We start from the raw sequence: 13,512 nt of genomic DNA on the forward strand, positions 1-13,512 counted from the left end.
CCTTCGGCCCCACATCCGCGAGCACAGGGAAAAGCGGCTTATGAATCGAATATTCGCCGCTTTTCCCTGTGCTGGCGGAGCGCTGACTGAGCAGCTCAGGCGGAGTGGCGGCCTCGACGCGGCTGATCCGCGAGCTGGCCGTCGTGGAGTTCGAGCACCCGGTCTGCGCGAGCCATCAGAAGCGGGTCGTGAGTCGTCACGACGGCCGCCACCCCTTTGCTGTGCACGAGGCCGACGAGCAGCTCCATCATCGCCGCACCGGTGACGCTGTCGAGCTGACCGGTGGGTTCATCGGCGAACAGCACCTTCGGGTCGCAGGCGAGGGCTCGCGCAATCCCGACGCGCTGCTGTTGTCCACCCGAGAGCTCGGCGGGCCGCTGGCGGGCGTGACCGGCCAGGCCGACCAGCGCGAGGAGTTCGGCGACGCGGGCTTCGCGTTCCTCCGGTGCGACGCCGAGGAGGCGCAGGGGCACCTCCACGTTCTCGGCGGCCGACAGCACCGGGATGAGCCCGAACGCCTGGAAGACGAAGCCGATCTGCGAGCGCCGGATGTCGACGAGCTCCGACTCGGCGGCTCCCGTCAGCTGCACAGCACCGAGCCGGACCTGCCCGCTCGTCGGCTGGTCGAGACCGCCGAGCATGTTCAGCAGTGTGGTCTTTCCACTGCCCGAGCGGCCCCGGATGACGACCAGCTCCCCCGGATGAACGACGAGTGAGACGTCGGAGACCGCGGTGACTTTTCCGCCGGCCGTCTCGAAGACGCGGGTGAGCCCATCCGCACGCAGGATCGGTTCCACGGCGCTGATCTCGTCGTCGTACGACGGCTCGACGACACTCATCGCCCGGCCTCCTCTTCGTGATCGTCATGATCGCCCGGCTCGCCCGATTGCTGCCCGTGCGGCCAGACCCCGACGTGGTCGGCCTCGAGTGCGAGCCGCACGCGGTCGCGCATCCGGAGACTGGTCAGATATTCGGGCGGCAGCTGGAGCCGGCCGACACGGTCGAGCACGGCGAACTCCTCCGCGATGGTGTGTTCGTCGCCGCCCTCGGTGATGCCGGTGCGCCGGATCACCTCCGTCGATGTCCGCCCGTCGCGGATCTGGACCGTGCGCAGCACGTGCTCCGACACAGTCGGGTCGTGCGTGACGATGAGGGTGGTGACGCCGAGCTCACGGTTGACGCCGCGCATCGCCTCGAGCACATCCACCGACGTCGCTTCGTCGAGTTCACCCGTCGGCTCGTCCGCGAGGAGCACCCGCGGATCATTGGCGAGCGCCACCGCGATGGCGGTGCGCTGCTGTTCGCCACCCGACATCTCGGTCGGCCTGCGGTCGGCGCAATGGCCCACCTCGAGGAGGTCGAGAAGCTCGAGCGAGCGCGGCTCACGACCGGGGGTGCCCGCCAGTGACATGGCGAGCACGATGTTCTCGCGCGCGGTCAGGTAGGGCAGCAGGTTGCGCGATGTCTGCTGCCAGACGAAACCCACCGTGTGACGCCGGTAGTCGACCCGCTGCCTGCCCGTCATCGAGAGCAAGTCGCGCCCGGCCACCTTTGCAGAGCCGGCCGTCGGTTTGTCCAGCCCGGAGAGAATCCCGAGGAGTGTCGACTTGCCCGACCCCGACGCGCCCACGATGGCCACGAGCTCACCGCTCTTCACTGTCAGGTTGAGGCCCTGGAGCGCCTGTACTTCGACGCCCTCGGCCGTGAAGATCCTGACGAGGTCGGAGCAGGCGATGCCGGCGTCGATCGGTGCCGACCGGGCGGATGCGGTTCCGGATGCCGGTGCGACTTCGGATGCGGCAGCCACCGCATCCCCTGTCGCGTCCGTGATCGAGGTGGTCATCATTCTCCTCCGGCTCTGAGTACCGTCGCGGGTGAGCGAAGTCGCGCCCCGACGAGCGCGACGAGTGTGGCGACGACGGTGATCGCGACGAAGCCGGCGACTCCGAGCGCGAGCAGGACCGGGTCGATCGTGACCGCCGGTGCTGTAGGACCCCCGGTGAAGCCGCTGAGGTCGATCGGAGCCAGGACGATCGCGGGCAGCGCCAGCCCGACAGCGAGGCCGGCGATCAGTCCGGCGACGACGATCGGCCCGAGCTCCCAGCCGATCAGCCCGCCGGCCTGGCGTGACGTGAACCCGATGGTGCGCAGCGTAGCGACGAGCCGGGTCCGCGCTGCGGCGTTCATCACCAGGGTGAGGAGGAGCGCTCCGACGCACATCAGAGCGGAGAGGACGATCGAGGCGAGCGCGATCAGTTCGAGCCCGGAGATGAGCGGGGCGGCGCGCAGCACCTTCGCTTCTGAGGCGGCGTCGCCGATCGTCGCGCCCTTGCCTCCGATGCTGACGAGCGCCGCGTGCACGGCCGCGCTGTCTGCGCCGGGTTTCAGCGCGATGAGCACGGTCGACGGAGTGCCCGTGATCCCAGCCCGCGGAGTGAGTGCGGTCTTGTCGAGGAAGATCCACTGCGCGTCCCAGAGGTAGACGCCGGGTTTGTAGTCGAACGATCTGACGTCCAGGTGCAGGTTGGTGCCGGCGACGAGCACCGCGCTCGTCACCGGGACCGTGCTGGTCCAGCCGCCCACGACTGCGGCCGTGCGCCCGAACGGCGGATGCTCGAGCGCCGCGGAGATACGGGCGGAAGCCGGGAGCGACGCTTCGACGGGGGCGAGCTCGTGGGGGTCGACAAGGTAGCCGGAGATCAGATCGGATTGGCCGGAGTGGTTGACGATGACGCCGCCCGCCCAGTAAACGACCGCTGTGTGCGCAACACCGGGGATCGCCTTTACCCGTGCAATCTGGGCGGCGGAGAGGCTGCCCGCGGTCACGCTCAGGTCGGCACCGACCCGGGATCGCGCGCCCTCCATGATCCCGCCGCGTTCGGTCGAGAGCACGCTCACCGAGAAGACAGTGATACTGACACCCACGACCACTGCGAAGACAGGCCAGAGACCGCCGGCACGCGAGCGCATGGAGCTCGTCACCCCGATGTAGGCGACGGCTCCCCGGCGGCGGCGGAGGGCGCCTGCGAGCCACGCGAGAGGGATCGGATAGAGGCGAAGCACGACGATGCAGGCGGCGAGCGCGACGAGGATGGGGGTGACGGCGAGGAGCGGGTCGACGCTGAGACCGGCGTTCGGCGGTGTCAGGCCGCGCTGGAACAGTGCGACGACGGCGAGCGCGGCGAGCCCGACGACGATCACCTCGACGACCCAGCCCCAGCGCCTGCGGGCGGAACGTTCGGCGCCGACGTCGTCGCGGGGTCCGAGTGCCCCGGCGACGATGGCGAGGATGACCGGTGGCGCGAGGGCGCAGAGGGCTCCGAAAGCGAGCGGCGGTCCGACGAGCTCACTCCCCGGCGTGAGGGCGAACGCGACCACGATGCCGAACGCGGCCGCGGGGACGGACACGATCGCCCCTTCGACCGCCAGTCCGGAGCGGAGCCTGAGGGGCGAGGCCCCGCGCGACGCCATCAGGGCGAGCGCTTCACGCCGGCGCCCGAGCGCGAGCCGGACCCCCAGAACCAGGACGGCGAGCGCAACGCCGATCGGGCCGGCCACCAGGATCGCGAACAGGGTGTTCGCGGGCTCGGCCCTCGCAAGGAAGGCGTCGAGCGCTGCATTGAGACTGGTCGCGAAGCGCAGCGACACGGGGTCACCCGCCTGGGCCCGGATCGGATTGGCAAGGAAGTGGTCCAGCTGCGCCTGGACCGCGGCCAGGCTGCCGGCGGCGAAAGCGTTCGGCTTCATCCCGAACCAGCCGACCGTGGTGACCGGCAGGAAGGACGAGGTCATCGCGGGCCAGCTGTCCGGGTCGACCCAGACGACCGCGGCATACTCCTTGCCCTGGTCTCCGCGGTCGGCGAAGAGACCGTCGCCCCGCAGCCGATCGAGCTGCCAGAAGTCGTCGCTCGCGTCACGAGGATGCACCGTGCCGACGAGAATGATCGGCTGCTCTGTTTCGCCGAGCGCGACGCTCCGAACCTGGCCGACCTTCCAATCGAACAGCGCGGCGACCGGAGTCGACATCACGATCTGGATCGGGGCGGCGGATGCGACCGTCGATGCGGCAGGCCAGGTCCCGGAGTCGAGATCGGCCGTTTCACGCAGACGCTCGTAGCCCTCGAGCTGCACGGCGTACCGGCTGAGTGGTTCGGCGTCCGCCGGCGGGCCGAGGGACAGACGTGAGCCGCGCGACGTGAAGTCGCCCGCGGTCGTGACCGAGCGCAGGTCGGGCTTCATCGCCGCACGAGCGGCCGCGAGCGTCCCGGGCATCGCGCGCCACAGGCTCGCCGCGCGATCGGGCCCATAAGCGTAGAAGTCGGTCACTCCGACCGACGTGATCAGGTCGGTGTTGACCGGGCCGGCCTGTTCGACGCGGTAGTGGAGGTCCGAGGTGAGCAGGGCATCCGCGAACCGTGGCCACGCTGTCACGGCGGCCGACGCGACGAACACGATCACTCCGAGCATCACGAGTCCGCCCCGGAAGGCGAAGATCGCACGCGCAGCGAGACCTGGACCGGAGAGCGACGACCCGCGGCTCATCGGATCTCCTCCCGGTATGCCGTGTCGCCGGCCTGCCGACGTACTCCGCGACCGTACGCCCACACGACGGCGCCGACCACGATCACGACCGCCCCGAGCGCCGCACCGAGCGAGAGCGCATCGACGCTTCCGTGAACCGACAGGGTGCTCGGCGCGGTCACCACGGACAGCCGCGCCAGCGCATTCCCGGCGAGGAGGACGATCAGGATGCCCCCGGCCAATCCGAAGATGAACGACGCGGTGACGACGCCCACCACTTCGGCGCGCCGGCTTCGAGCCTGCTCGCGACCGCTCATCCCGACCGCGCGCAGAACGACGACCTCCGCGCGCCGGCGTCGCAGGAGAGCTGAGGCAGCCGCGCCGACCGCGACGAGGGCGAGCAGTGCGCATCCGGCGCACCCGAGCCAGAGGCTCTGGACAGCGCTCGCCATGAAGCGCGACACGAACGTTCCGGATGCGGTTGTGACCACGGCATCCGGGCCCGTCTCGTGCGCGACCTCGGCCGCGACGGTCTCAGGATCGTCTGCCGACAGCCAGACCTGGTTGAGGCGGGGTGCCTCCGGGGCCGTGCGCAGCACCTGGCTGGCGAAGGTCCGGAGGTCGACGATTCCGGCCTGTTCGTCGGTCACGCCGGGGACCGCCGGAACGATTCCGGCGATGACTCCGTTGAGGTTCGACCAGGCGCCGTCGAGCGTCACCTGGTCGCCGACCTGGAAATCGCTCTGGGCGGCGGCGGCCGCGGTGATCACGATTGGCGCGCGCGTGCTTCCGGCCGGGAGGAACCGCACGGACGAGTCGTGCGTCGGCGGAAGCAGGGGTGCATCGAACCCGAAGAAGGGACCGTCCACGGCACGGAGGGTCAGGGATGAGCCGAACGGCTTCGTGGTCGGCGCCCAGTGCTGGCCGGCAGGGATCGCAAGGGCGACGCTGCTCGTACCGGACCGGGCGTCGAGCGCGACCACGCTGACCGCGAGCGGAGCGGCGACGTCCCGGGCGTTGATGGTCGCGTCGACGGCGACGAGCGCCCACGGGCCACCCGACGGCACGGCTGCGGTGTAGACGTGCGCGGTGCCCTCACCGGCGTCCGCGCCCCGGACGGGCACCAGCTCGCCGTGGCGATCCGCGAGCCAGACGGTGACGGCAAGCGTGGGGTTCGCGCTGGTGGGGCTGACGCCGTCGACGATCGAGGCCGACATTCGCGTCCCGATCACAACGCTGTCGGCCTTCGGCGGAACGCTGATCCCGGGCAGCGGGTCGCCTCCGGGAATGAGATCGTGCTCGAGACGGGTCGTGTCGAGCATGTAGTCCCCGACGGACACGAGCGCCGGCAGGGAACGCGCGTCGACAGCGACGAACGACGTCGCCGTCTGACCGGCGTTGTACGCCGACCCGAGCGCCGGCACACTCGCGCCGGCGCCGGGCAGCCGCGCGAACCGCCCGGCATCGATCGCGTCGCTCGCCCCGCGCGTGGTGCCCTCCACGCCGAGATCGGCCCGCACATCCGCGCCGTTCACGAGCTGGGAGGAGTCGCGGAGGAACGCGTTCCAGGTGCCGACGTACCCCGCCGAGAACGTCGCCGCTCCCACCGTCAGCACGATGAGCGCGACCGGAGCGGCGAACAGGCCGAGGCCCCGCCCCACCTGACGGGCGGGCAGGACGGCGGTCAGTCCCCGGTCGCGACCGGCGAGGCGTTCCACTGCAGCGGCCGCCGGACCGAAGGCCAGCAGGCCGAGCATGGCTACGGCACAGAGCACCGCTGCGGGCGCGACGACACCGACCGGGTCGACGGCGCCGCCGGCTCCGATCGGCGAACCGTAGGCGAGAAAGCGCCAGAGCGTGACGGCTGCGGCGACGAGCGCGAGAACCGCGAGGCCGAAAGAGACGACCGTGCGGCCGCGGCCCGCATCCATCGCCACGGGCGCGTCGATCGCAGAGCGAGCCGACTGCGCCGTCACCACACACACCACGACAAGGGAGGCCACCAGCACGACCAGCGGCGGCAGCACGACTTCGAGCGGGCCCGTCGGCGTCCCCACCTGCACCGCGAGCCAGACCTGCGCGAGCACTGCGCCGACGACGGCGGCCACCAGCGACGCCGTTCCGCTCTCGGCGGCGCCGGCCCGGACCAGCTCACCGACGGTCGCCCCACGCGCACGCAGCAAACGGGTCTCGGGCCGGCGGGCGCCCATGAGGAGTTGCGCGAGCAGGACCAAGGCGATCACGGAACACACCGCCAGCACGGCCAGCGGCACAGGAACAACCGCTCCGAGCGCCCCGATCGACTGCTGCATGGCGACGATGGACTGCGCGGCGCGCCCGAGGGGAGCGAACGGCGATGCGCTCGCTGTCGAGTCTGCCGTCAGGTCATCGGCGATCCGCGTGAAACCGCGATGGAGCGCCGTCAGCTGCTGCGGTCCGGTATGTGCCGGGTCGGGCGCAACGACCCACTGCACGGCGGGGGTCGACGAGATGAGGCGGATGGTCGCATCCGATGCCGCGATTCGTCCGTCGGTGCCACCGCTGCCGGATGCGAGACCCAGCCAGGCGGGATCGCCGGCGTCCGCGGGCCGCCACAGCCCGACGACGCGGACGGCCACGGGGCCGTTCTCGCCGGCGATCGTGAAGGCGTCGCCGACAGCTACGCTCAGCGCAGTCGCGGTCGGGCCGTCGAGGGCGACCGGTGCCGGAGCGGAGGCGGATGCGGCCGAGTCTGGCCAGGAGCCGTCGGTCAGCCTCGCTCGGGCTCGCAGGTCCGTGTCGTCGGCGAGCGCGAGCACCGAGCGCGCAGGTGCGCCATTCGCGTGCAGGACGGGTGCGCTCGGGATGTACGCGGTGCGCGCAACCGTCACTCGGGCGCGGGCGAACGTGCGATCCACGACGGAACGCACCGCTCTGTCCTGCGCTGGGGCGTCATCCGACAGGGAGGTCTGCAGGGCGAGCGAATAGTCTGCGGCAGGGCCGGCGGAGATGCTCTCGCGCACGGCGACCGCGGGAGACCGGGCAGCCAGCCCGACCATCACGCTCGCGAGAAAGCTCACGACCAGCACCGTGGCCGCGCCTGCGAGCAGCACGCCCGCCTGCGCTCGGGCCCGGTTCAGCCAGAACGGACGGATGCGACTGGGAGCCTCCCCGCCGCTCGTACTCGCGGCGTGTCCTGACGCACGCATTCACTCACCGTATCGCCGCGAACAGCATGACCCCTGCACCCGCCCTCGTGACGCGCCGCCCCGGCTGCCCGCCCAGGCACGCGCATCCGTCTCCCCGCTCACGCGGCCGCGCACGCGCATCCGCCGAGCACAGGAAAAGACCGGCTTGAATCTGAATGAGCCCAGCTTTTTCCTGTGCTCGCCGCCCCGCCCGACGGACGGGTCAGAAGCCGGACGGGCGGATGCCCCAGGATGCGGACCACGATTCGCCGGGGGCGAGCCAGCGCAGGCCGCGGCCGGTGTTCAGGGCGTTCGCGGGAGCCGTCATCGGCTCGACGGCGATAGCGACGTCCGAGGTGGTCGAGGTGGCGAAGCTCCTCGAGGTGTACACCTGCACGTAGCCGAAGTTCTCGTCGGCCCACAGGGTGACCGTGCGACCGTCGGGCGCCGACACGGTGTGCGCGACGTGGCCATCCTGCATCGCGACGTCGGCGAACCCGTCGTCCAGCTCGAGGTCGGCGACCCTGCGTCCGGCGCGCAGGTCGAAGCGCGTTCCGTCGACCGCGGACTCGCCGATCACGTTGAGCCTCTCGTCGACGTCGAGGTGCGTCGCTGCATCGACCGTCACGGTCAGGTCGCCGGTGGGGACCCCGCCGATCTTCGGATACGGATGCGCGCCGATCGCGACCGGCGCAGGGGCCTTCCCCGTATTCGTGATCGTATGTGTCACGTGAAGCCCGTCTGCGGCCAGTTCGTGGCGCACGGAGGTCTCGAGCTGGAAGGGATACCCGAGCTCGGGAAAGATGTCGGCAGACTGGGTCACGCTCGCGGCGTCCCGTTGCGTCACGACGTAGGGACGGTATCGCAGGAGCCCATGGATGGCGTTGTCGAGCGCGGGCTCGGTCAGGGCGAGCCTGCGGGCCTGCCCGTCGTGCTCCCACACACCGTCCTTGACGCGGTTCGGCCAGGGCACGAGCACGATCCCGCAGCCGGACGGCGGGGTCGCATCGAGCGGGTACGGCTCCGTGAGGTCGACGCCGTCGATTCGCAGCTCGCGGATGCCCGCCGCGACCTGCGTGATCGTTGCGGTCAGCTCGTGGCCGCCTGCGGTGAACGAGAGTTCGTACTGGTCACCGGTGGGTGCGCGCATGCCGACTAGTCAACCACTTTCACGTCCAGTCCGGCCCCGCGCAGCTCGGCGACCGTTCCGGCGTCGGCCGACTCGCCGGTGATCAGCTCGTCGACCTCAGCGATCGAGGCGACCCGCCCGAGATGCGTGCGTCCGACCTTCGAACCGTCTGCCACGACGATCGAGCGCTCGGCGGCTTCGACCATCACGCGCTTGAGGTCGGCCTCGGGAAGGTTGATGTTGGTGATGCCGTTCGCGGGATGCACTCCGTTGCAGCCGATGAAGGCGAGATCGGCGTGAAGCTCCCGCAGCACCGTCGTCGCCAGCGGTTCTACCAGCGAATGCTGGAGCGGCCGAAGGGTGCCGCCGGTCACGATCACCTGGAAGCGCGGGATCGCCTTCTCGAGCTCGAGCGCGATGGTGAGGCCGTTCGTGATCACGGTCACGTCGGCGAGGTCCTCGCGCGCGACGAGGGCTGAGGCGATCGCGGCGGTCGTGCTGCCGACGTCGAGGATCAGGCTGCTTCCCGGCTGTACGATCGCGGCCGCCGCCCGGGCGATACTCCTCTTCTCGGCGGCGGAGGCGCCGACCGATTCCTCGAAGGACGCTTCGCGCGGTTCGCCCGCCCCGCGCAGCACCGCGCCGCCGTGCACGCGCCGGATGGCCCGCTGCTCGTCGAGCAGGTCGAGGTCGCTGCGGATGGTCACCTCGGAGACCCGGAACGCCTCGCCGAGATCGGTGACGCGGGCGAAGCCTTCGCGACCGATCAGTTCGAGCATCCGCTGCCGCCGCATGGACGCGGTGAGCGATTCTCCGGGTGTGGTGGCCATACGGTTCATCGTGCTTCACCCACGGACGCTTGTCAATGCGAAACACGGATGGCGTAATGCCTGCGATTTCGATACCCTGACTTTCGTAATCGAAACCCATTCGAAAGGCGCCCATGCCCTCGATCACCAAACGCGTGCACACGCTCGCCGACGGTCGCGAGTTGATCTACTTCGACGACGCGGACACGGCCCTCGCACCGGACCGCGCGCCCGACCTGCGTCATCCTGAAGCCCGCCCGGCGACCGCGACCATGCGACAGGACCCGCTGACCGGCGAGTGGGTCTCGATCGCCGCCGCACGGCAGAACCGCGTCTTCCTGCCGCCGGCCGAGCTCGACCCGCTGGCGCCGGCCACGCCGTCGAACCCGTCCGAGGTGCCGAGCAACTACGACGTCGCGGTGTTCGAGAACAAGTCGCCGTCGTTCGGCCCGGCAATCACAGATGCGGATGCCCCCCAGAGCCTCGAGGACCTCGCCGCGATCGGAATCGGCCGGGCGCGCACCTCCGTCGGGCGCTGCGAAGTGGTCTGCTTCAGTCCGGAGCACGAGGGATCCTTCGGCAGCCTCACCCCGTCGAGGGCCCGCACCGTCATCGAAGCCTGGGCGGATCGCACCGCCGCGCTTTCTGCGCTCCCCAACGTGCAGCAAGTGTTCCCGTTCGAGAACCGCGGCGAGGCGATCGGCGTGACCCTCCGGCACCCGCACGGGCAGATCTACGCCTACCCGTACATCACCCCGCGGACCACCCGGCTGATCGCATCCGTCGAGCAGTACGGGCCGACGCTCTTCACAGACATCCTCAAGAGCGAGCGATCGTCGGAGCGCGTCGTGCTCACGGGCGAGCACTGGACCGCCTTCGTGCCGTTCGCGGCGCGCTGGCCCATCGAGGTCCACATGCTCCCCCATCGCCAGGTCGCCGACTTCGCGGAGACCTCCGACGCCGAGCGCGGCGAACTCGCGACGCTCTACCTGCGCCTGCTGCGCGGAGTCGACGCGCTCTACGAGACGCAGACTCCGTACATCGCCGCCTGGCACCAGGCTCCGGTTGCGGTGCATCGAAGCGACATTCGTCTCATGCTGCAGCTGACCTCACCGCGACGGGCGGCGGATAAGCTGAAATACCTCGCGGGCTCGGAGTCCGCAATGGGCGCGTGGATCGGCGACGTCCCGCCGGAACGTGCCGCACAACTCGTGCGCGAGGCAATCGCCCGCGCCGACCGCGACAGCCCCGTACACCCCACCGATGGAGAGGCAGCACGATGACAGACTTGCGCGAGGGCGTCCTCGACACGTTCGCCGAGGTGTTCGGCCGGCCGGCCGACGGCCTGTGGTCGGCTCCTGGCCGGGTCAACCTGATCGGCGAGCACACGGACTACAACGAGGGATTCGTGCTTCCGCTCGCGATCAACCGCCGCACGATCGCCGCCGTGGGCGTCCGCGACGACACGCGGGCACGGGTCGGCAGCTCCTTCGCCGACGAGCTCGTCGAGATCGACCTCGCCGAGCTGGGTCCGGATGCTCTGGGCGGCTGGGCCGCGTATCCGCTGGGCGTCGCGTGGGCGCTCGGTCGATCGGGCGCAGACCTCGCAGCGGTGCCCGGCTTCGACATCCTCCTCGATTCGACGGTGCCCGTGGGCGCCGGGCTGTCGTCATCGGCCGCCATCGAAGGCTCTGTCGCACTTGCACTGAACGACATCTGGCACCTCGGGCTCGACCGTGGCGAACTCGCCAGGGTCGGCCAGCTGGCCGAGAACGTCGCGGTCGGTGCACCCACGGGCATCATGGACCAGTCCGCGTCGCTGCTGGGTCGCCGCGACTCGGCGGTGTTCCTCGACTGCCGTTCGCTCGAGGCCGAGATCGTCCCGCTTGGATTCGAGGCGGCCGGGCTCGAACTTCTCGTCATCGACACCGGGGTGAGTCACTCGCACGCGACCGGAGGATACGCCGCGCGCCGCGCATCCTGCGAGGCCGGTGCAAAAGCACTCGGCGTGACCTCCCTGCGCGATCTCACAGTCGACGACCTGTCCCGCGCACGCGAGACACTCGACGACGAGACGTTCCGGCGCGTACGCCACGTGATCACCGAGAACCAGCGCGTGCTCGACACGGTCCGCACGCTGCGCGAGCAGGGCCCGACGGCGATCGGCGACCTGCTGGATGCGTCGCACCGCTCGATGCGCGACGATTTCGAGATCTCGGTGCCCGAGCTCGACCTCGCCGTCGAGACCGCCCAGAATTTCGGGGCCATCGGGGCCAGGATGACCGGAGGCGGCTTCGGAGGTTCGGCGATCGCGCTCGTGCCGACAGAGTTGGTGTCGCGGGTCCGGGTCGCCGTCGACGGAGCGTTCGCCGAGCACGGCTACGCCTCGCCGGACATGTTCACCGTGACGGCGGCCGACGGCGCGCTCCGCGAACAGTGAGCTGAGGATTGAAGACGTGATGAGCATCCCGCTCGAGGTGACCCGCCTCAGCGATTCGACCATCCAGCTCCGGCAGCCGAAGGCCGCGCACTGGGAGGCGCCTTTCCTCTTCCTGCTGTTCGGAACCGAACGAGCGCTCCTGCTCGACACGGGGGCGAGCGCCGACGCCGAGCACCTGCCGCTCCGCGAGACCGTCGACGCCCTCATCGACGAGTGGCTCCGCACCCATCCGCGGCCCGACTACGAGCTCGTCGTGGCCCACACCCACGCACACGGTGACCACATCGCTGCGGACGGCCAGTTCGCCGGGCGACCGCGCACGACCGTCGTGGGGACCACGATCGACGAGGTGATCGCCTTCTTCGGATTCGACGGATGGCCGGCGCATCCGGTTCAGCTGCAGCTCGGGGACCGCGACATCGACGCGATCCCGGGGCCCGGACACGAACCGTCGGCTGTCGTCTTCTTCGACCGTGAGACCGGGATCCTCTTCACCGGCGACACGATCTGCCCGGGGCGTCTCTACATCCGCGACCGCGCCGCCTTCCGGGCGACCATCGACCGCCTGGTCGCGTTCCGCGACACGGGCGCCCCGCGCGTGACCGTTCTGCTCGGCAGCCACGTCGAGATGTCCACGACGCCGGGAGCCGACTACCCGGCGGGAACCGTCGATCAGCCCGACGAGCTTCCCCTCGACCTGCCGCCGACCGTTCTCGACGAGGTGCGGCAGGCGCTCGACGACGAGATCGACCCGTCGGGCAACGTCGTGCGGGACCGCTTCATCCTCAGCTACAAGGACTGAATCGCGTCTACCCTGAGGGGATGACGGTTGACGACGGCGCACGACTCATCCCCCTTTCCGACGGTCGCATGCCGCGCGTAGCGGACGGGGCCTGGGTCGCCCCGGGCGCTGTGCTGGCCGGTGCGGTCACCCTCCTCGACGGTGCGAGCGTCTGGTACAACGCGGTGCTGCGGGCAGAGGCCGAGCCGATCGTCATCGGAGCGGGCTCGAACCTGCAGGACGGAGTCGTCTGCCATGTCGACCACGGCTTCCCGCTCACGGTCGGGTCAGGGGTCTCCGTCGGACACGGGGCGGTGCTGCACGGCTGCACGATCGGAGACGACGTGCTGGTAGGGATGAGCGCCACGGTGCTGAACGGTGCCGTCGTCGGCGACGGCTCACTCCTCGCCGCCGGCACCGTCGTGCTCGAGGGAGCCGTCATCCCGCCGGGCTCACTCGTCGCGGGCGTACCGGGGAAGGTCCGACGCGCGCTGACCGACGACGAGCTGGCGGGCATCCGGGCGAACGCCGACGCGTACCTGCACCATGTCACGGAGCACCGCGGGTGAGGCGCCCCGCTCAGCGAGGGTGACAGTTCCGGTCGAGACCGGCCGGCAGAGCGGGCACGCTCGGGTGCGCCTGCCGCACGCGGCGCCCGAAGCCGG

10 protein-coding genes are annotated in these 13,512 nt (G+C 70.5%); 4 read left to right on the plus strand and 6 right to left on the minus strand.

Annotation, left to right across the window (positions count from 1 at the left end; translation table 11 throughout):
• Positions 1 to 95 precede the first annotated feature (95 nt).
• The 6 genes from AAYO93_RS14170 to AAYO93_RS14195 all read right to left on the minus strand — a co-directional run bounded on the left by AAYO93_RS14170 (position 96) and on the right by AAYO93_RS14195 (position 9,647).
• Positions 96 to 839 carry an ABC transporter ATP-binding protein gene (locus tag AAYO93_RS14170; protein ID WP_345761819.1) on the minus strand — a complete coding sequence of 248 codons (744 nt, stop codon included), beginning with the start codon at positions 837 to 839 and terminating at the stop codon, positions 96 to 98.
• Positions 836 to 1,843 (minus strand): ABC transporter ATP-binding protein, encoded by a 1,008-nt coding sequence (locus AAYO93_RS14175; RefSeq protein WP_345761820.1) that lies wholly within the window; start codon positions 1,841 to 1,843, stop codon positions 836 to 838. The genes AAYO93_RS14170 and AAYO93_RS14175 overlap by 4 nt, the downstream gene beginning before the upstream one ends.
• Positions 1,843 to 4,542 (minus strand): ABC transporter permease, encoded by a 2,700-nt coding sequence (locus tag AAYO93_RS14180; RefSeq protein WP_345761821.1) that lies wholly within the window; start codon positions 4,540 to 4,542, stop codon positions 1,843 to 1,845. The genes AAYO93_RS14175 and AAYO93_RS14180 overlap by 1 nt, the downstream gene beginning before the upstream one ends.
• On the minus strand, positions 4,539 to 7,709 hold the full coding sequence (locus AAYO93_RS14185; RefSeq protein WP_345761822.1) for an FtsX-like permease family protein: 3,171 nt from the start codon (positions 7,707 to 7,709) through the stop codon (positions 4,539 to 4,541). The genes AAYO93_RS14180 and AAYO93_RS14185 overlap by 4 nt, the downstream gene beginning before the upstream one ends.
• Positions 7,710 to 7,911: 202 nt before the next feature.
• Entirely contained in the window at positions 7,912 to 8,838 is a 927-nt protein-coding gene (locus tag AAYO93_RS14190; protein ID WP_345761823.1) for an aldose 1-epimerase family protein, read from the minus strand.
• Positions 8,839 to 8,843: 5 nt separating this feature from the next.
• Positions 8,844 to 9,647, minus strand: a complete 804-nt coding sequence (locus AAYO93_RS14195; protein ID WP_345761824.1) for a DeoR/GlpR family DNA-binding transcription regulator — start codon at positions 9,645 to 9,647, stop codon at positions 8,844 to 8,846.
• 113 nt (positions 9,648 to 9,760) lie between these two features.
• Between AAYO93_RS14195 and galT the strand changes: the two genes are divergently transcribed.
• From galT to AAYO93_RS14215, 4 genes are read left to right on the plus strand one after another with little or no spacing between them, the layout of a single operon-like run.
• Entirely contained in the window at positions 9,761 to 10,909 is a 1,149-nt protein-coding gene (gene galT, locus AAYO93_RS14200) for a galactose-1-phosphate uridylyltransferase (RefSeq protein ID WP_345761825.1), read from the plus strand.
• Complete coding sequence (gene galK, locus AAYO93_RS14205; RefSeq protein ID WP_345761826.1) at positions 10,906 to 12,066, plus strand: galactokinase; 1,161 nt, start codon at positions 10,906 to 10,908, stop codon at positions 12,064 to 12,066. The genes galT and galK overlap by 4 nt, the downstream gene beginning before the upstream one ends.
• 19 nt (positions 12,067 to 12,085) lie before the next feature.
• Positions 12,086 to 12,868, plus strand: coding sequence for an MBL fold metallo-hydrolase (locus AAYO93_RS14210; protein ID WP_345764891.1), 783 nt, complete (start codon positions 12,086 to 12,088; stop codon positions 12,866 to 12,868).
• 20 nt (positions 12,869 to 12,888) lie between these two features.
• Complete coding sequence (locus AAYO93_RS14215) at positions 12,889 to 13,416, plus strand: gamma carbonic anhydrase family protein (protein ID WP_345761827.1); 528 nt, start codon at positions 12,889 to 12,891, stop codon at positions 13,414 to 13,416.
• Positions 13,417 to 13,512: the final 96 nt, after the last annotated feature.

It is taken from the genome of Diaminobutyricibacter sp. McL0608 (assembly GCF_039613825.1).
Lineage (GTDB): Bacteria > Actinomycetota > Actinomycetes > Actinomycetales > Microbacteriaceae > Diaminobutyricibacter.